We start from the raw sequence: 19,100 nt of genomic DNA, 5'->3' as shown, positions 1-19,100 counted from the left end.
TTCACTTTGTTTATTTCTCTAAGTTTCTAGACGGATACAACTTATCCAGGATGAGAATTAGGAGTCGCGGTCCGCGTACACGACAGTTTTCTACAACCGCTGTTTACTCTGTATTAACGCTGTCGTGAGAGTCCTCTTAGGGTAGTAAGTATTTCTCGGGGCCAGGAGGCTGCATTGGATACTCAAAGCCAATATTGTGAACCTATAAGTCTGGCGGAGGCGCTAAACATTCGCCATGCGGCCGAAATACATTCCAAGCTCAGTGAAGAACTTCGCGTTAGAAATGGCATTGTAGTTAGCATTCCAGCTGACGCTGAAGTTGATTTGAGTTTCATCCAGCTTATGGAATCAGCGCGTCGTCAAGCAAAATCTGAGGGGAAGACGGTCAGTCTTTCTTCTCCCGCCAGCGGCTCAGTGCTGAAGGTACTTGAGCGCGCCGGTTTCATCGAATCCTTCGATCATGAAGACTTAAAGTTCTGGTTGCATAAAGAGGTGACATTATGAGTGCCAACATCCTGACCGTAGACGATTCCGCCAGCATCCGCCTGACTACAAAGGTCACGCTGACCAATGCCGGCTACAGCGTCACCGAAGCGGTCAACGGGGCGGAAGGCCTCATGGCGGCCAAGGGCAGCAGCTTCGATCTGATCGTGACCGATCTCAACATGCCTGTCATGGACGGGCTAACGATGATCGAGGAATTGCGCAAGCTGCCGGCGCAGGCCGGTGTTCCGATTATCTTTCTAACGACGGAATCCGACGCCGATCTCAAGGCACGTGCCAAGGCTGCCGGCGCGACTGGCTGGCTGACCAAGCCGTTCGACCCGGAAAGTCTCGTGAAGATCGTGAAGAAGGTCCTCGGAAGATGAGTACGCTCGACCCCGTCGCCGTATTCCGCATGGAGGCTGCCGAATGCCTCGAAGCGATCGAGGCCGGTCTTCTCGACCTCACTCACCAACTCGACAATAAGGATCTCGTCGACGCGGTATTTCGCGGGCTTCACACGCTCAAGGGATCGGGCGCGATGTTCGGTTTCGAGGCGCTCGCCGCCTTCACCCACCATTGCGAAACGGCCTTCGACCGCGTCCGAAAGGGCGAGGTCGCGGCGACCAGGGAACTCGTCGCCGCCGTTCTCGCCGCCCAGGACCATATGCGTGCCCTGGTCGAACAGCCCGACGCCGATCACGGCGACACCGGGCACAAGCTTCTGGCACAGCTGCAGGCCGCGGTCGGCGCCAAGGCTGCGGCGCCCGCCACAGCGACGGCCGCCGTCGCAGCGCCCGTGCAAGAGGCGTCGGCGAAGAAGACGAAGAACAGCTGGCGCATCCGCTTCAGCCTGCCGGCCAATTCGATGGCCAACGGCACCAATCCGCTCGGTCTGCTGGACGAACTGCGCGATCTCGGCGAATGCACCGTGCGAGCCGACACTTCGGCCATTCCGCCCCTCGACGAGCTCACTCCGACGGAACTCTATGTTTCCTGGGATGTGACGCTGATGAGCGAGCAGGACCGTTCGGCGATCGACGACGTCTTCATCTTCGTGCTCGACGACATGGAACTCAGCGTCGAGGAGATCGACGGCGCGGCAGCGGCAATGGCTGCTCCGGTCGAGGCAAAGCCGGTGCCTGCCGCTGCCGTCTCAGTATCGTCACCGCCTGTCCCGGCGGTCGCCGTGCAGGAATTTCGCCCCGTCGAAGCGGTCCCCGTCAAGCGTGAGGCGCCCGCCGCCAGCCAGGCGAAGGCTGCCGAAAACGTGCGCGTCCCGGCAGAGCGCTTGGACGAACTGATGGACCGCGTCGGGGAGCTCGTCATCGCGCAATCGCGCCTCAGCCAGCTCGCCAGCGCCAGCACCGATATCGCGCTGCGTTCCGTCTCGGAAGAAATCGAACGTCTGTCCGGCGAATTGCGCGACACGATGATGGTGCTGCGGATGGTGCCGGTCGCAACCCTCTTCTCCCGCTTTCGCCGTCTTGTCCACGATCTTGCCCGCGAGACCGGCAAGGTGATCGAGCTGGTGATGGAGGGCGAGAGCACCGAGGTCGACAAAACGGTGATCGAGCGGCTGGCCGATCCGCTGGTGCACCTGGTGCGCAACTCGATCGATCACGGCCTCGAAGTGCCCGCCGACCGCCTTGCCGCCGGCAAGGCTAAGGCCGGCACGATAACGCTTTCGGCCCGTCAGGCCGGTGGCGAGGTGATTATCTCGATCAAGGACGACGGCCGCGGCATCAACCGTGAACGGGTCCGCGCCAAGGCGGAATCCTCCGGCCTTATCCATCCGGGCCAGCCGCTTTCGGACCCCGAGCTCTTGCAACTGATCTTTGCTCCCGGCTTTTCGACGGCCGCCGCGATCACCAATCTGTCCGGCCGCGGCGTCGGCATGGACGTGGTCAAGAAGACGGTCGAAGAGCTTCGCGGCGCAATCGATATCGTCAGCGTGCCCGGGCAGGGTTCGGAAGTGTCGCTGCGCATTCCGCTGACACTTGCCATTATCGACGGACTGCTGGTGCGTGTCGGCGCGGGCCGTTACGTCATCCCGCTTTCCGCCGTCGAGGAATGCCTCGAACTGTCGCTCGAGGAGGATCTGCGCTCGCGCGGCCGCAGCTTCATCTCGCTGCGTGACAGCCTGGTGCCGTTCCTGCGCTTGCGCGACCTTTTCCGCACCGGCACGAAACCCGACGTGCACCAGAAGGTCGTCGTCATCTCGACCGGCACGGAGCGCGTCGGCCTCGTCGTCGACCAGATCATCGGCGATCACCAGACGGTCATCAAGTCGATGTCGAAATTGCACAACGACGTGGCGACCTTCTCCGGCGCCACCATTCTCGGCGACGGCAGCGTCGCCCTCATTCTCGACGTCGGGCACCTGGTTGCCGCGGGTCAGCAACAGGAGGCGCAATTGCGGGTAGCAGGATGAATGCAACAGCAGCACTCGAACGCTTCGACAATCATTGGAGCTATGCCGAGGAAGTCGAGGTCCTGACTTTCGATCTCAACGGCGAAACTTTCGCGCTGGAAGCGGCAATCGTCCAGGAAATCCTGGACTTGCTTCCGGAGACGGCGGTGCCTGGCAGCCAGCCGTTCGTCGCCAGCGTCATCAACTTCCGCGGCAAGGTCATTCCGCTCGCCGACCTGCGTCTCGCCTTCGGGATGGAGGCGGCGGAGGCGACGATCGACAGCCGCTTCATAGTCATCGAGATCGATCTGCAAGGTGAGCCGACACTCGTCGGCCTCAGAACCGACAAGGTGAACGAGGTGACGACGCTCGCAAAAACCGCGAGCGAGGCGCCACCGAGCGTCGGCATGCGCTGGCGCGCCGACTACATCAACTGCCTGGTGAAGAGGGGTGGAGAGTTCATCATTCTCCCGAATCTGCAGGCGATTTTTTCATCGCGACATGACGCGGCGGGGGCCGTCAATTGACGGCGGATAAATCCAAGAGGGGTTTGGGACGATGAGACTGACAATCAAGACGAAACTGGTGACGACGTTCGCCTTTATTATTCTCATGTTATTGGGCACTGCCGCTTATGGCATTTTCAGCCTTGGATCACTGAACGATACGATCGGCAATCTTCTTGCCGGCCCGGCAGCCCGCCTCGATCTTGCGCAGCAGATCAACATCGCGCAGCTCGAAGCCATCCGCCAGCAGAAGAACCTGCTCACTGCCCGTAGCGCCGATGAAGCGGCCGCGGCGATCGACAAGGGCAACCAGGCCCGCAAGGACTTCAGTGACGCCTTCAATCAAGTGCTGACGCTTGCCACGGAAGAAGGCAAGGCGCGCTGGGCTCGTATTGCCGAATTTTCGAAGTCATTCAACGCAGCCGACGACCAAATCCGTGACTACATGAAGACCGGCAACACGGAAGGTGCAAACAACGTCTCCATCACGACGGCGCGGGCCGCTGCCAACGATATCGACTCGACACTCGCCGAGATTCTGTCGCTTGAAAAGCAGCGCATGAAGGCCGCCGACGCCGATGCCGACGCGCAGTATGGGACGACACGCACGACGATGATCGCTGTCGCTGCCGTTGCACTGCTGATTGCCGCGATAACCGCCTTCTGGATCGCCAGCACGATCAGCAAAGGCCTCAGCCGCGCCAACACCGTGGTTCGCGAAGTGTCTGAAGGCGACCTGACGAAAATGGCCGAAATCACCAGCCATGACGAAATCGGCGAGCTTCTCGGCAATGTCAACATCATGATCGAACGCCTGCGGGGCGTCGTCGCCGATGCGATCTCGGCCGCCGAAAATGTTTCATCCGGCAGCCAGGAGCTTTCGGCAAGTTCCGAACAGGTGTCGCAGGGCGCCACCGAGCAGGCGGCTTCGGCCGAAGAGGCGTCCGCCTCGATGGAACAGATGGCCGCCAACATCAAGCAGAATGCCGACAACGCCGCCCAGACGGAGAAGATCGCCCGTCAATCCGCCAAGGATGCGGAAGCCAGCGGCGAAGCGGTAACGCGGGCTGTCGATGCCATGCGCACGATCGCCCAGAAGATCGGTATCGTGCAGGAAATCGCCCGTCAGACCGATCTGCTTGCCCTTAATGCCGCCGTTGAAGCGGCACGCGCCGGCGAACACGGCAAGGGTTTTGCGGTGGTCGCCTCGGAAGTGCGCAAGCTTGCCGAACGCAGCCAGTCGGCCGCAGCCGAAATCAGCTCGATGTCGAGCGATACCGTCAAGGCCGCCGCCGATGCCGGTGAGATGCTCGGTCGCCTGGTGCCCGACATTCGCAAGACGGCGGAACTCGTTTCCGAAATCAGCGCCGCCTGCCGCGAGCAGGATATCGGTGCCTCGCAGATCAACGAAGCGATCCAGCAGCTCGACAAGGTGACGCAACAGAACGCCGGCGCCTCGGAGCAGATGTCGGCAACTTCCGAGGAGCTCGCCTCCCAGGCGGAAGAACTGCAGACCTCGATCGCCTTCTTCAAGGTCGATACGACGGGCAGCACGCGGCCCGGCGCCCAGAAGATACCGGTGAACGGCTCGGCCAAGGTGGTCAAGGCCCCGGCCCGCAAGCCTGCGCCGCAGACCCAAAGCCAGGGCCGCGGTCAGACGGTATCGGCTCAGCAGCAGCGTCTCAAGGGCTTTGCTCTCGATATGTCGATGGGCGGTCCGGACGCCAGCGACGACGATTTTCGGGAAAGCGCGTAGGCGCTTCCGGGGGACGCGCACAGCGTTTCCCGGCGAGGCCTCTGAACGCCTTTGCCCTCATCGGATATCTCGGGCCGCTCCGGTGGCCCGAGGCGGAAATATCCCCAACGCGTGTAGGCGTTGGCGCTGCGACCGATAGATGTCCGGCTGCCGGGAAGTGAATGTAGTCGCTTCCCTCTTTCAGACACATCACTCCGAAGTTCGGCGTTCCCTGGACCGGAACGTCTCTCAATCCGATCGTTTTGGCGCATAGAACGGGGTATCACATGCGTTTCAAGGTCGACAATGAGGGCGCGCGCCGTGATCGGGTGCCGACGGCAAAACCCACCGTCGCCGGCCAGCAGGCCCGCGTGAAGGGATTTGCCCTCGACATGTCAGTGGGCGGACCCGATACGATCGATGACGAGTTCCGGGAGAGCGCCTAGGCGCCCCTCTGGAGAAAAGCGCTTGAGCGCTATCTCCGTTCGCAACCGTCGCGGACCAAAACATGGCCCGCGACGCACGCTTCCGCCGCTCAAGGGGATGGGCGTGGAAGTCTATTCTAATCTCCGTGACAGGTTATCGCCTGACGGAATTTCTTTGCTGCATGATGCCGCGCCACCTGGACCATATTTATTGCCTCGCTCTCAGAGAGGAATATTGAGATGCGTATTACGATCAAACTTAAACTCGCAGCCGCTTTCGGCTTTGTCATACTCTTGCTGGTGGGCAGCGCGGCCTATGGAATTTTGAGCCTCAGCTCACTGAACGACGCTGTCAGCGATCTTATTTCCGGTCCCGCAAAAAGGCTGGAACTGGCTCTGGAAGCCAAGACTGCCGAGCTCGATGCTGTCCGCTGGCAGAAGAATGCGCTTCTGGAAATGGATCCCGAAGCGGTCAAGAAGTACTATCTGAATTCGGCAAAAAGCGTGGATGAAATGCTCGCCCTGGCGACAAGCGGCCAACAGCTCGCAACCGCCGAAGCAAAGCCCACCTGGGACAGGCTGATCGAACTGGCCAAACGCTTCGGCGACGAGTCCAGCAAAGTCGCCTCCATTCAGGAAAGCGGCGACCGGGCGGGGGCCACCGCATTCTCGCTGGGAGAGGTTCGCGCTCTCGTAGCGGAGCTGGAAGAGGTTTTTGAGAACCTCGTCACGCTGCAGCAGAAAGCGATGAAGCAGGCCGATAGCGACACCGACGATCTCTATAGTTCGACGAAAAATATGCTGATCGGTCTCGCAATCGGCGCTTCCTTTATCGCTTTTGCGGCTGCGTTGTGGATCGCGCTTGGCGTCAACAGCGGCCTGCGCAAAATCATGAGCGTTGCCAGCGCCGTCGCCATCGGTGACCTGAACCAGAAGGTCGAGATCAGGACCAACGACGAGATCAAGGATCTGGTCAACATGATCAACACCATGACGGACAACCTTCGCGTCACTGCCGATATTGCGGCGCGGATCGCCGACGGCGATTTGACGGTGTCCCCGAAACCGCTTTCGGAGAAGGATACGCTCGGTATTGCGCTGGAGCAGATGGTTGAGCGCCTGCGCGGCGTCGTCGGCGACGCGATCTCGGCGGCGGAAAACGTTTCGGCCGGCAGTCAGGAATTGTCTGCAAGCTCCGAGCAGGTGTCGCAGGGTGCCAGCGAACAGGCAGCCTCCGCCGAAGAGGCCTCCGCCTCGATGGAGGAGATGGCCGCCAATATCAAGCAGAACGCCGACAACGCCGCCCAGACGGAAAAGATCGCTCGCCAGTCGGCGAAGGACGCCGAGATGAGTGGTGAAGCGGTATCGCGCGCCGTGCAAGCGATGCGGACGATTGCCGAGAAGATCGGCATAGTCCAGGAAATTGCCCGGCAGACCGATCTACTCGCACTCAACGCTGCCGTGGAAGCGGCACGCGCCGGCGAACACGGCAAGGGTTTTGCGGTCGTCGCCTCGGAAGTGCGCAAGCTTGCCGAACGTAGCCAGTCGGCTGCAGCCGAAATCAGCTCGATGTCCGGCGATACGGTCCAGGCCGCTCAGGATGCCGGCGACATGCTCGGTCGCCTGGTGCCCGATATCCGCAAGACGGCTGAACTCGTTGCCGAAATCAGCGCGGCCTGCCGCGAACAGGATATCGGTGCTGGCCAGATCAACGAGGCGATCCAGCAGCTCGACAGGGTGACGCAGCAGAATGCCGGCGCCTCCGAGCAGATGTCCGCCACCTCGGAAGAGCTCGCGAGCCAGGCCGAAGAACTGCAGGCCTCGATCGCCTTCTTCAAGGTCGATAACACAAGCGACCACCAACCCCGCATGCCGACTGCGAAAATGACTGTCCGCAGCTCGGCTCCCATCACCGGCCGCAAGCTCGGTGTCAGAAAACTGGCAGCCAACAGCGTCGCCGGCCAGCAAGCGCGGGCGAAGGGTTTCGCTCTCGATCTCTCCATGGGCGGTCCCGATGATGGGGACGCCGAATTCAAGGAAAGCGCCTGATCATGGCTCCGACATCTCTGGAAGCGCAATTCGTGACCTTCAGCCTCGGCGACGAAATTTTCGCCGTGCCGGTCGAGGTCGTGCGGGAAATCCTCGATTATGCGGAAGCTTTCAAAATTCCGAATGGTCCCGACTATCTGCTCGGCCTGCGCGATGTGCGCGGGCAGGGCGTGCCGACGATCGATCTTCGATTGAAACTCGGCATGACGAAGACCGAGCCGACACCGCATACGAGGGTGCTCGTCCTCGACGTGCCGATGGAAAACCGGCTGCTCACTCTCGGCCTCGTCGCCGATCGCGTCTTCGAGGTCACGCCGTTCCGGCGTGACCAGATCGAGGCGGCGCCCGATATCGGCGTGCGCTGGCGCTCGGACTATATTGCAGGTGTCGTTCGCCGGGAAAACGGCTTCGTCGTCATCATCGATCTCGCGCGGCTTTTGTCGCGCGAGGACGCCTCGGCTCTGCAATCGGCCGCCTGACCCTGCATTAACGGAGTACTGCGTTCCATGAGTGTGGCAGCAATGGCGGAAACCCAATTGCCGGGCGACCGGATCAGCAAGCGCAATTTCGACAAGCTTGCCCGGTTCATCTACGACTATAGCGGCATCAAGATGCCGCCGACCAAGCTGACGATGCTCGAAGGGCGGCTGCGACGCCGCCTTCGTGCGACCAATCATTCGACCTTCGACGATTATTGCGAGTTCCTGTTCGATCACGACGGGCTTGCCCAGGAAACCGTTTACCTGATCGACGTGGTGACGACCAACAAGACCGACTTCTTCCGGGAAGCCAAGCACTTCGAATACATGCAGACCGTGGCGTTGCCGGCGATCGCCAATAGCGGCGTGCGCACCATCCGCACCTGGAGCTCGGCCTGTTCTACGGGGGCCGAACCCTATACGATGGCGATGGTCCTGGCGGAATTCGCGGAAGGCCGCAATGATCTTTCCTATAGCGTGCTGGCCACCGATCTTTCCACCGACGTGCTGCAGACGGCGCGCCGCGGCATCTATCCGGAAGACCTGATTGCGCCCGTGCCGCGCGACCTGCAGCGCAAATATGTGCTGGTCGCCAAGCAGCCGGGCCGCAAGGAGGTGCGCATAAGCCCGAAGCTGCGCAGCAGGGTGGGATTTGCACGGATGAACCTGATGGACGACAAATATCAGGTTGGCGACTTGATGAACGTCATCTTCTGCCGCAACGTGCTGATCTACTTCGACAAGCAGACTCAGGCGGGCGTGCTCAACCGGCTCTGCAATTGCCTGGCGAAGGGCGGCTACATGTTCATCGGCCACTCCGAGTCCATCACCGGTTTCGACCTGCCGCTGAAACAGGTTTCGAACACGGTGTTTCAGCGTATCTAGAGGCGTTTATGCGCAAGAAAATCCGCGTTCTCATTATCGATGATTCTGCCAGCGTCCGGCAGACGCTGGCCCATGTGCTGGAGCAGGATCCCGATATCGAGATCATGGCGGTGGCGTCCGATCCTTTCGTGGCGGCGCGCAGGCTGCTGGACGAGGTCCCCGACGTCATCACGCTCGACGTGGAGATGCCGCGCATGGACGGCATCACCTTCCTGCGCAAGCTGATGGCGCAGCGGCCAATCCCGGTCGTGATGTGCTCGTCGCTGACGGAGGCGGGTTCGGAAACGCTGATTCAGGCGTTGGAGGCGGGCGCCGTCGACGTCATCCTGAAATCGAAGATCGGCGCCGCCGACAGCCTTGCCGATGACGCCATGCGCATTCGCGAAGTCGTCAAGAGCGCCTCGCAGGCGCGGCTTTCGACCGTGCGCCGCGCCGCGGGAACCATTCGTTCCGCTTCCGCCGAAGGGCCGGCCAGGAAGCTGACGGCGGATGCCATGCTGCCGCCGCCGACCGGGCAGGCGATGGCGAAGACGACGGAGATGGTCGTCTGCGTCGGCGCCTCTACCGGCGGCACCGAGGCGCTGCGCGAATTCCTGGAGGAACTGCCGGCCAATGCGCCCGGCATGGTGATCGTCCAGCATATGCCGGAGAAATTCACTGCCGCCTTCGCCAAACGCCTGAACGGGCTCTGCGAGGTCGAAGTTAAGGAAGCCGTCGACGGCGATCCGGTGCTGCGCGGCCATGTGCTGATCGCGCCTGGTGATAAGCACATGCTGCTCGAACGCCAGGGTGCGCGCTATCATGTCAGTGTGAAGACCGGGCCGCTGGTCTCCCGCCACCGGCCTTCCGTCGATGTGCTCTTCCGTTCGGCGGCGCGTTCGGCCGGCTCGAACGCCATGGGGATCATCATGACGGGCATGGGCGACGACGGTGCGCGCGGCATGCTGGAGATGCATGAAGCCGGCGCCTACACGGTGGCGCAGGACGAGGCGAGCTCCGTTGTCTTCGGCATGCCGAAGGAGGCGATTGCCAGAGGCGGGGTCGGCCGCATTCTGCCGCTCGATCAGATCGCCCGCGAAGTCCTGATAACGCAGCAGAAGTTCTGAGGCCGGTTCCGGTTCCGATGGCAAATAAGACCGCGCTTTTCAAGCCTGCTGGCAGCCATGCGTGCCTCCCCTTGAAATTTCCGCGATTTTGTGGTCTTGAGGCCGCCAATCTTTGCAGCGCTGCCTGTCATGCATGTTCAGGGACATTTCCCGCCCCTGGCAGCGCGCGTCCCGTATCAGTCCCAAGGAAATGCGCCGATGGCCCGTTCAGCTCTTCTCAATGTCATGGTTCAGGCTGCTCTCAAGGCAGGGAAATCGCTGGGGCGTGATTTCGGCGAAGTGCAAAACCTGCAGGTTTCGGTGAAGGGACCGGGCGATTTCGTTTCCGCCGCCGACCGCAAGGCCGAGAAGATCGTCCGGGAAGAGCTGATGAAGGCGCGTCCGACCTATGGCTTCCTCGGCGAGGAAAGTGAAGAGATCAAGGGCACGGACGGCGCGCATCGCTGGATCGTCGACCCGCTCGACGGCACGACGAACTTCCTGCACGGCATCCCGGCCTTCGCCGTCTCGATCGCGCTCGAACGCAATGGCGAGATCGTTGCCGCCGTGGTCTTCAATCCGGCGACCGACGAACTTTATACTGCCGAGCGCGGCGGCGGCGCCTTCCTCAATGACCGGCGCCTGCGCGTCGCTGCGCGCCGCGTGCTGTCGGATTGCGTCGTCGGCTGCGGTGTGCCCGCGCTCGGCAAGCGCAATCACGGCAAGTTCCTGGTCGAGCTGCGCCACGTGATGGGCGAAGTGGCCGGCATCCGCCGCATGGGTGCGCCGACCCTCGATCTCGCCCATGTCGCCGCCGGACGTTTCGACGGCTTCTGGGAGGCGGAGCTTGCACCCGGGGACATGGCAGCCGGTATCCTGCTCATCCGCGAAGCCGGCGGCTTCGCCACCGATTGGGATGGCGGAACGGCCATTCTGGAGGGCGGCGCGATCGTCGCCGGCAACGAACACATCCATAAGGCGCTGATCGAGGTCATCAAGCGGCCGATCCCCGCCAAGTGAGCGCATGAAAAACCGGCTGTTGTAAAGTCACGGTTTTCGCCCCGGCATACTTCAATTCGGCACAATGTTGCTCTAGTCTCCGCCAGCAATGAGTTCGGAGGCTGCTGAACCTATGGAAAATGTGAATGTGGCGGAGATCGGCTCCACCGAAAAGACGGCCGGCGGTTATACCTACAGGCTCTCGAGCCCCATGCCCTTCCTCTGGACGATGCTGCTTTTCCTCGTCATTGTCGGGTTCATTGCCGCAATCCTCTTTCGGCAGACGCAGACCGCCTTCATGCACAACCCGGGCCTCAACGGCCTGATCCTCGGCGTTCTCGCAGTCGGAATCGTCCTTGTTTTCAATCACGTGCTGGCGCTTCGCCCCGAAGTGCGCTGGTTCAATTCCTTCCGCGCTGCCGGCAGCGCGGATAAGGTCAACCGTAACCCGCGACTGCTTGCGCCGATGCGGGCGCTGATCGGCAGCCGCAAGGCGTCGGTGGCGCTGTCGACGACGGCGCTGCGTTCGATTCTCGATTCGATCGCCACCCGCCTCGACGAATCGCGTGACGTTTCGCGCTACCTGATCGGCCTCCTGGTCTTCCTCGGCCTGCTCGGCACGTTCTGGGGTCTCATCGGCACGATCGGTTCGATCAGCGCCGTCATCCAGTCGCTCGATCCCGGCTCGAACGGCACGGGAGACGTGCTCTCGGCGTTGAAGGAGGGACTTTCCATGCCGCTTTCCGGCATGGGGCAGGCCTTCTCGTCGTCGCTGCTCGGCCTCTCCGGTTCGCTCATTCTCGGCTTCCTCGACCTGCAGGCCGGTCGCGCGCAGAATCGCTTCTATACGGAGCTGGAAAACTGGCTCTCCTCGGTTACCGACGTCGGCTCCGATCTTGCGCCGGCGCTCGACGCCGTTGCCGGGTCTTCTTCGGACGACATGCGCGCACTCTCCGAGTATCTGCGCAAAGTCTCCGAAGAAGGCGGTGTCGGCAACCAGCGCTCTGTCGCCGCCATGGCAAGCCTTGCCGAAGGTATTCAGGGTCTGGTCAAGAATATGCGCAACGAGCAGCAGATGCTGCGTGACTGGATCGAGGCACAGCAGGACGAGGCGAAAGCCATGCGCCGCACGCTCGACCGGCTGGCCGAGCGCATCGGCCTGCAGGAGCGGGGCGGCGAGCGGGCCGAGCGCCTGCGCGAGCGCACGAGCCATGCAGAAAAGAGTGAGGGCAAGTAAGCCATGGCACTTGCCCGCAACCGCCGCCGCGAACGCACGGTGGATTACTGGCCGGGCTTCGTCGATGCGTTGTCGACGCTGCTCATTTCGATCATGTTCCTGCTGACGGTCTTCGTCGTCGGGCAGTTTATCCTCAGCCGCGAAATCACCGGACGCGACGAGGTGCTCAATCGCCTCAATAGCCAGATCAACGAGCTGACGCAGCTTCTGGCGCTCGAAAAGGGCAGCAATCAGGATCTCCAGGATTCCGTCGCCAATCTGCAGGCTTCGCTCGCGACGGCCGAAGGCGACCGCTCGCGGCTTCAGGCGCTGCTGAACGCCGGTTCGGGCGGCCAGGATGCGGCCCAGAAGCGGATCGGTGCGATGACGCAGGAGCTCGACGAGCAGAAGCAGGTGAGCGAACGGGCGCTGAGCCAGGTCGAACTCTTGAACCAGCAGATCGCCGCACTCCGCAGCCAGATCGCCGCGGTCGAGGCGGCGCTGCAGGCATCCGAGGAGAAGGACCGGGTCTCGCAGACCAAGATCGCCGATCTCGGCAGTCGCCTCAACGTGGCGCTGGCCGCTCGCGTGCAGGAACTGAACCGTTATCGGTCCGACTTCTTCGGCCGGTTGCGTGAAATCCTGTCGGATCGCGAGAATATCCGCATCGTCGGCGATCGGTTCGTCTTCCAGTCGGAAGTGCTGTTTCCCTCGGGCGGCGCCGATCTCAACCCGGACGGGCAGACGGAGATGGCGAAGCTCGCCGCCGCTCTTCTCGATCTCGCCAAGGAAATTCCCCCAGAGATCAACTGGGTGCTGCGTGTCGACGGCCATACCGACAATGTGCCGCTCGCCGGGACCGGCCGCTATCGCGACAACTGGGAACTCTCCTCAGAGCGCGCGATTTCGGTCGTCAAGTTCCTGATCGGCCAGGGCGTGCCGGCCGACCGGCTGGTTGCCGCCGGCTTCGGAGAGTTCCAGCCGATCGCGCCGGGCGATACGCCGGATGCGCGCGCCACCAACCGGCGCATCGAGCTGAAGCTGACCGAGAAATGATCAACCTGGCGAGGCTTGGCGCACCTGCTCCAGAGCGGTTCAGGTTTTCACGGAAGCGCTGAACCGCTCTAAGCTTTTGTTTACGCAATTCCGGACGGAAAACCGCTTCGCACTTTTCCTGGAATTGCTTCCAGCCGGCTGGCGAGGAAGTCGCGCACGGCGGGACTGTCGCTGAGACCAATCGCCGTCATATAGGCATCGGCCGCCGCGATATTGTCGCCGGCGCGCGCCAGAAGAAAGGCGCGAACGGCCCAGTAGGGCTGATAGGCCGCGACGTCGCGGGGATCGAGTGTGTCGAGCCGCTCCAGGCCGGCGGCCGCGCTGACCGCCCTGGCGATCACCGCGGCCTGGCCGACGCGTGCGCCGAGGATCGGCTTCATCGTCACGAGTGCGGCGTAGAGCGTCGTCAGCGCCTGCCAGTCAGTCGCTCCCGAAAACCGCCGCGCTGCATGCACGGATTGGATCGCTGCCTGGCACTGGAAGGGACCGAAACGGTCGAAACCTCCGGCCCTGCGCAGCAGCGCATCCGCTTCCGCAGTCATGGTCGCATTCCAGACCGCCGTATCCTGCTCGTCCAGCGGCACGTATCGGCCATTGCGGTCGCGCCGCGCGCTGCGGCGGGCTTCGCAATGAAGCATGAGGGAAAGGAGACCAATCGCTTCCGGCTCGTCGGGCAATACCGTGAGAAGCGCGCGGCCGAGCCAGATGGCCTCGCCGGCGAGCGAATGGCGCTCCTCCTCACCGTCGAGGCCGTCCCAGCCGAGGCCGTAGGCGGCGTAGATCGCTGAGAGAACGGCGGCGAGGCGTCCCGATAGAGCGGGGCCGGGGGGAATGGCGAAGGGAATGCCGGCTTCGCGGATCTTCACCTTGGCCCGCACCAGCCGCTGGCTCATCGTTTCCGGTGACACGACGAAGGCCCGGGCGATGGTTTTTGCCTCGATGCCGAGAACCGTCTGCAGCATCAGCGCAGTATGCACCGACCTATCGATGGCGGGATGGGTGCAGGCGAAAAGCAGTTTCAGCCGCTCATCGGGAAAGACGGATTTTCCGGCCTCGTTCATGCGTTCCTCCGCTTCCTCGAAGGCAAGCGATATCGTCGCCTGTGCGTTGGCCTGGACGGAGCGGTGGCGGGCCGCCTGCATGAGGTTGCGGCGTGCGGCGACCATCAGCCAGGCTTCAGGATTATTGGGGACGCCGCGTTCCGGCCAGACGCGCAGGGCCGCAGCCAGCGCTTCCGACAACGCGTCTTCCGCTGCCGGCACGTCGCGCGAGCGGGCGGCGAGAAAGGCGATCAGCTTGCCGTAGGATTGACGCGCCACCTGTTCGGCGGCGCGTCCGGTATCGAGCGGCATCGCAGCCTCACATCTGCAGGCGCGGGCGCACTTCGACCGAACCCTTGTCGGAGATCGGGACGCGCGTCGCCCATTCGAGGGCGGTGTCGATATCGGGGACCTCGATCAGGTAAAAACCGCCGAGCTGTTCCTTGACCTCCGGATAGGGGCCGTCTTGAACGTCGTGATCCTCGCCCTTGCGCCGCACGATCGTGCCGGTCTCTGGGCTCGTCAACCCGGCGCCGGCGATCACGATTCCTGCCTGGGCGATCGCCTTGATGTAAGCCATCCAGCCGTCACGATAGACGGGATCACCGCGCCGGGCGAAATCTTCTGGGGCTTCGCGAATGATGAGGGCATATTGCATGGCAAACTCCTGATCTCATTGTTGGCGTTAATCCAGGCGTCCGGATGTCGGAGAAGGATATCCCGAAAGTCGTGACGCCGGCGGAGCGGCTCAGCCGTTCCGAGACAATGAGGCGCGGCCAACGGTCATTTCGACACGGGTTTTAAAAAATATGCGAAAAAGTGAAACGGCGCATGAGCTCACAAGCAAACAGGCCGGGCTCGAAGGCGCCGGCTTTGCTCGCGAATGCGGAAAGGCAGAGCGGCGTTCAAGCCGCTGCTGCCGCCTTGATCAGGCTTCGGCCTTGGTCTGGTCTACGATGTCGGCGCCGGGCGAGTTCTTCTTGATGGATTCGATGGCGTTCAGGGCGGACGCCTTCGCCTTGTAGCCTTCCGAACTGAACATGGTTTCGCCGTTCGATGCCTTGAATCGGAAACGGAACTCGCCTGATTTATCCTTGTAGACTTCGAATTTATACATTGATGTCTCCCAAAATGCTGAATTCCAACCATCAGCATGGCGGAGGCTAGACCAAAATGGTGAGCTTTTCCACCACCTTAATTAGAAGTGAATTACACTTGCCGCCGCTTCCATCGATGCAAGCGAGGCGAGCGGCTACATAGACCCGGCGTCACTCCATCTGGATGTTTGCGTCCTTGACGACCGGTCCCCATTTGGCGAGCTCGGCTTTCACATGGGCGGCGAGTTCCTCCGGCGTCGAGCCGACGATGGTGGCGCTAAATTCCTTCATGCGTTCGGCAACGGCCGGGTCTTTGAGTGCCTTGTTCGCCGAGGCGTTGAGGCGCGTCACCACCTCGCTCGGCGTGTTGGCCGGGGCAAAAAGCGCGTTCCAGGTATAGGTCTCGTAGCCCGGTATGCCCGACTCGGCGATCGTGGGCACATCGGGGAAGGAGGGCGCGCGCTCGGCGGTCGTGACCGCCAGCGCCCGCAGCGTGCCCGCCTTGATGTGGCTGGAGGAGGAGGGCAGGTTGTCGAACATGATCGGCACCTGGTTGCCGATGACATCGTTCAGTGCCGGACCGGCGCCCTTATAGGGGATATGCTGCATGCTGACGCCGGCCATGGACTTGAAGAGTTCGCCGGAGAGATGCAGCGGCGTGCCGTTGCCCGACGAGGCGTAACTGTATTTGTCGGGCTCGGCTTTCAGCAGCGCGACCAGTTCCTGCACGGTTTTTGCCGGCAATTCCGGATTGACGACCAGCACGTTCGGCACGACCACGAGCAGCGAGACCGGCGCGAAATCCTTCTCCGGGTCGTAGGGAGTCGATTTGAGGATCAGCGGATTGAGCGCGTGGGTCGCGACGGTGCCCATCAGAATGGTGTAGCCATCGGGTTCGGCACGCGCGACGTTGCCGGCGCCGAGATTGCCGCCAGCGCCGGCAACGTTCTGGACGATCACCTGCTGGCCGAGATATTCCGACATCTTCTGCGCGACGATGCGGGCGACGACATCGGTCGAGCCGCCGGCCGCGAAGGGCACGACCAAGGTGATCGCGCGATCGGGAAAATCCTCGGCCACAGCAGAGCTGCCGAACACCACCATTGCAGTCAGACCAAGAGCGAGCGCGAGGCTCGTGCGTCGCGTCATGTTGGAAAGCGCCATTCCTATCTCCTCCCACGATTTCAACGGCAATCCCCACCCAGGGGCATGAAGAGGGTAGGGCAGGAGGCGGGAAAGACAACCGCGGCGAGGTGCAGCGGAACCAGACTTTAGTCTCGGGCGACCAGAGGCGCCTGCCTTCTATTTGGCTGCGAGCACATCCTCGTTGGCGGCATCGAACTGCAGCCGGGCGAGGCGGGCATAGATGCCGCCGTGGCGGATGAGGCTCTGATGCGTGCCCTCCTCGACGACGCGGCCCTGATCCATGACGAGGATGCGGTCGGCCTTCAGTACGGTTGCCAGCCGATGGGCGATGACGAGCGTCGTACGGCCGTCCACCAGGCCGTCGAGCGCCTTCTGCACCAGCGTCTCGCTTTCGGCGTCGAGCGCGGAGGTCGCCTCGTCGAGCAGCAGCACGGACGCGTTCTTCAGGATGGCGCGAGCAATGGCGATGCGCTGGCGCTGGCCGCCGGAGAGGGTGACGCCGCGTTCGCCGACCTCGGTCTCATAGCCCCTCTCCAGCCGGGCGATGAACTCGTCGGCCTGGGCGGCAAGGGCTGCGGCGCGGACCTCGTCACGCGAGGCGCCGGGGCGGCCGAACGCGATGTTGTCATGGATCGATGCGGCAAAGATGGTGACGTCCTGCGGCACGATGGCGATGCGCTGGCGCAACTCGTCAGGTGTGGTCAGTCGGGCATCGACACCGTCGATCGCCACGCTGCCCTGCTGCGGATCGTAGAAGCGCAAGAGCAGCGAAAAGACTGTGCTCTTGCCGGCGCCGGAGGGGCCGACAATGGCGACCGTTTCGCCCGGGGCAACGGCGAAGCTCAAGCCATGCAAGGCCGATTTGCCGGGGCGCGAGGGATAGGCGAAATGCACGTCGGAAAACTCGACGCGGCCGCGGCTGGGCGAAGGGAGAGCCTCGGGGTTGGCGGGGGCTGATATCGGCGACACCTCGTCAAGAAGTTCGGTCAACCGGTCGGCGGCGCCGGCCGCCTGCGAAAGTTCGCCCCAGACCTCCGACAGCGCGCCGAGCGACCCCGCGGAGATCACGGCGTAGAGCAGGAACTGACCGAGCGTGCCGGCAGACAGCGTGCCGGCCAGCACGCTGTGGGCGCCGACCCAGAGCACGGCGACGACGCTGCCGAAGATCAGGGTGATAGCGATGCCAGTCAGCAGGGCACGCGAGCGGATGGCGGCGCGGGCGGCGTCATAGGCAGATTCGACGGCGCCACCGTAGCGCGCCGCTGCAGCATCCTCGCCATTGAAGGCCTGCACTGTGCGGGTCGCGGCGATCGTCTCGTTGGCGAAGGCGGACGCCTCGGCAAGCGTATCCTGGGCGGCGCGGGAACGCCTGCGCACCGAGCGGCCGAAGGCGACGAGCGGGAAGACGATCAGCGGGATCGCCCCGATGACGAGGCTCGAAAGCTTCGGCGAGGTGACGACCATCATGCCCATGGCGCCGAGACAGAGGATGAGGTTCCTGAGCGCCACCGAGGCGGTGGCGCCGACGGCGGACTTGATCTGCGTCGTGTCGGCGGTCAGCCGCGAGACAATTTCGCCGGACTGGTTGACGTCGAAGAAGGAGGGCGACAGCCGCGTCACATGGGCAAAGACGTCGCGGCGAAGATCGGCGACGATGCGTTCGCCGATGGTGATAACGAAATAATAGCGCAGCGCGCTGGCGATCGCGAGCACGAGGGCCATGACCATCAGCATGGCGAAGTAGCTGTTGATGAAGCTGCCGTCGGACTGGGTGAAGCCATGATCGATCATGCGGCGCACGGCAAGCGGCAGGGCCAGTGAGGTGATGGCGGCAAGCGCCAGTGAAATCAGCGCGCCAGCCACCAGCCCGCGATAGCGCATGACATAAGGCGCCAGCCTGCCAAGCGGCCGCAGCGACCGTCTCTTGTTTTCCTCAGCCCGTGCCTGTTCTGCCAAATCGTCTCCGATCGCCTGCAGGACCCGCTAATGCGGCCTGTTGGCTCTTGTTATCCCGGCGTCCTTCATGTATAGGCACCGCATCCTAATGGGAAGCCGTAGCCATCGCGACTGCGGCTTCATTTATTCAATCGGTTCGTTGGTCGCAACTGCATGCGGCAAATTGAACTCCGGTATCGCAGGAAGATTGTTATGAAGGCAGGCATCCATCCCGACTATCACACGATCAAGGTAGTCATGACCGATGGCACCGAATACGAAACCCGCTCGACCTGGGGTTCGGAAGGTGCTGTCATGAACCTCGAAATCGATTCCAAGTCGCATCCGGCCTGGACGGGCGGCAACCAGCAGCTCATGGACCGCGGCGGCCGCGTATCCAAGTTCAACAAGCGTTTCGGCGGCCTCGGTCTCTAATCGCTTTTGACGAAATTTCGCAAGGAGCCCGGTTCTGCCGGGCTTTTTTGTGTTGGCAGAACGGTGCGCAGCGGCAACAAAAAACCGGCCGCGCACCGCGCAGCCGGTCCAAATGG

The 19,100-nt window shown here is 62.6% G+C and carries 19 protein-coding genes; 14 read left to right on the top strand and 5 right to left on the bottom strand.

Features of this window, described 5'->3' with window-relative positions; genetic code table 11:
• The first annotated feature begins 174 nt into the window (after positions 1–174).
• From Tal182_RS19200 to Tal182_RS19145, 13 genes are all read left to right on the top strand, one after another.
• Entirely contained in the window at positions 175–504 is a 330-nt protein-coding gene (locus tag Tal182_RS19200) for an STAS domain-containing protein (protein WP_085860425.1), read from the top strand.
• Positions 501–869 (top strand): response regulator, encoded by a 369-nt coding sequence (locus Tal182_RS19195; RefSeq protein ID WP_064804861.1) that lies wholly within the window; start codon positions 501–503, stop codon positions 867–869. The genes Tal182_RS19200 and Tal182_RS19195 overlap by 4 nt, the downstream gene beginning before the upstream one ends.
• Positions 866–2,917, top strand: coding sequence for a chemotaxis protein CheA (locus Tal182_RS19190; protein WP_085860424.1), 2,052 nt, complete (start codon positions 866–868; stop codon positions 2,915–2,917). The genes Tal182_RS19195 and Tal182_RS19190 overlap by 4 nt, the downstream gene beginning before the upstream one ends.
• Positions 2,914–3,423, top strand: a complete 510-nt coding sequence (locus tag Tal182_RS19185) for a chemotaxis protein CheW (protein ID WP_085860423.1) — start codon at positions 2,914–2,916, stop codon at positions 3,421–3,423. Before Tal182_RS19190 ends, Tal182_RS19185 begins: the two co-directional genes overlap by 4 nt.
• A gap of 31 nt (positions 3,424–3,454) precedes the next feature.
• Positions 3,455–5,158 (top strand): methyl-accepting chemotaxis protein, encoded by a 1,704-nt coding sequence (locus tag Tal182_RS19180; protein WP_085860422.1) that lies wholly within the window; start codon positions 3,455–3,457, stop codon positions 5,156–5,158.
• Positions 5,159–5,424: 266 nt separating this feature from the next.
• The gene (locus tag Tal182_RS32340) at positions 5,425–5,583 is read left to right on the top strand and encodes a hypothetical protein (protein WP_164517748.1); all 159 of its coding nucleotides are present in this window, start codon (positions 5,425–5,427) and stop codon (positions 5,581–5,583) included.
• 219 nt (positions 5,584–5,802) lie between these two features.
• Positions 5,803–7,611 (top strand): methyl-accepting chemotaxis protein, encoded by a 1,809-nt coding sequence (locus Tal182_RS19175; protein WP_085860421.1) that lies wholly within the window; start codon positions 5,803–5,805, stop codon positions 7,609–7,611.
• A gap of 2 nt (positions 7,612–7,613) precedes the next feature.
• On the top strand, positions 7,614–8,090 hold the full coding sequence (locus tag Tal182_RS19170; RefSeq protein WP_064804854.1) for a chemotaxis protein CheW: 477 nt from the start codon (positions 7,614–7,616) through the stop codon (positions 8,088–8,090).
• 27 nt (positions 8,091–8,117) lie between these two features.
• On the top strand, positions 8,118–8,975 hold the full coding sequence (locus tag Tal182_RS19165) for a CheR family methyltransferase (RefSeq protein ID WP_085860420.1): 858 nt from the start codon (positions 8,118–8,120) through the stop codon (positions 8,973–8,975).
• An 8-nt stretch (positions 8,976–8,983) separates the two neighbouring features.
• A complete protein-coding gene (locus tag Tal182_RS19160; protein WP_085860419.1) occupies positions 8,984–10,081 on the top strand; it encodes a chemotaxis response regulator protein-glutamate methylesterase in 1,098 nt (365 codons plus the stop codon).
• Positions 10,082–10,279: 198 nt separating this feature from the next.
• A complete protein-coding gene (locus Tal182_RS19155) occupies positions 10,280–11,080 on the top strand; it encodes an inositol monophosphatase family protein (protein ID WP_085860418.1) in 801 nt (266 codons plus the stop codon).
• Between the two features lie 112 nt (positions 11,081–11,192).
• A complete protein-coding gene (locus tag Tal182_RS19150) occupies positions 11,193–12,296 on the top strand; it encodes a MotA/TolQ/ExbB proton channel family protein (protein ID WP_064804846.1) in 1,104 nt (367 codons plus the stop codon).
• Positions 12,297–12,299: 3 nt separating this feature from the next.
• Entirely contained in the window at positions 12,300–13,331 is a 1,032-nt protein-coding gene (locus tag Tal182_RS19145; protein WP_064811295.1) for a peptidoglycan -binding protein, read from the top strand.
• Positions 13,332–13,411: 80 nt separating this feature from the next.
• On the opposite strand, the gene Tal182_RS19140 is transcribed toward Tal182_RS19145, so the two are convergent.
• The 5 genes from Tal182_RS19140 to Tal182_RS19120 all read right to left on the bottom strand — a co-directional run bounded on the left by Tal182_RS19140 (position 13,412) and on the right by Tal182_RS19120 (position 18,570).
• The gene (locus Tal182_RS19140) at positions 13,412–14,683 is read right to left on the bottom strand and encodes a DUF6596 domain-containing protein (RefSeq protein WP_085860417.1); all 1,272 of its coding nucleotides are present in this window, start codon (positions 14,681–14,683) and stop codon (positions 13,412–13,414) included.
• 7 nt (positions 14,684–14,690) lie between these two features.
• Entirely contained in the window at positions 14,691–15,029 is a 339-nt protein-coding gene (locus Tal182_RS19135) for a YciI family protein (protein ID WP_085860416.1), read from the bottom strand.
• A gap of 270 nt (positions 15,030–15,299) precedes the next feature.
• On the bottom strand, positions 15,300–15,488 hold the full coding sequence (locus Tal182_RS19130) for a YegP family protein (RefSeq protein ID WP_064804840.1): 189 nt from the start codon (positions 15,486–15,488) through the stop codon (positions 15,300–15,302).
• A gap of 151 nt (positions 15,489–15,639) precedes the next feature.
• On the bottom strand, positions 15,640–16,632 hold the full coding sequence (locus tag Tal182_RS19125; protein WP_085860415.1) for a tripartite tricarboxylate transporter substrate binding protein: 993 nt from the start codon (positions 16,630–16,632) through the stop codon (positions 15,640–15,642).
• A gap of 138 nt (positions 16,633–16,770) precedes the next feature.
• Positions 16,771–18,570 carry an ABC transporter transmembrane domain-containing protein gene (locus tag Tal182_RS19120; RefSeq protein WP_085860414.1) on the bottom strand — a complete coding sequence of 600 codons (1,800 nt, stop codon included), beginning with the start codon at positions 18,568–18,570 and terminating at the stop codon, positions 16,771–16,773.
• A gap of 192 nt (positions 18,571–18,762) precedes the next feature.
• On the opposite strand from Tal182_RS19120, the gene rpmE reads away from it, so the two are divergent.
• Positions 18,763–18,984 (top strand): 50S ribosomal protein L31, encoded by a 222-nt coding sequence (rpmE, locus tag Tal182_RS19115; RefSeq protein ID WP_009990270.1) that lies wholly within the window; start codon positions 18,763–18,765, stop codon positions 18,982–18,984.
• The last annotated feature ends 116 nt before the right edge of the window (positions 18,985–19,100 follow it).

It is taken from the genome of Rhizobium sp. TAL182 (genome assembly GCF_002117725.1).
In the GTDB taxonomy this organism is placed as follows: Bacteria; Pseudomonadota; Alphaproteobacteria; order Rhizobiales; family Rhizobiaceae; genus Rhizobium; species Rhizobium esperanzae.
The sequence above is the reverse complement of the archived record's forward strand: the minus strand, read 5'-3'. Positions and strand labels throughout refer to the sequence as shown.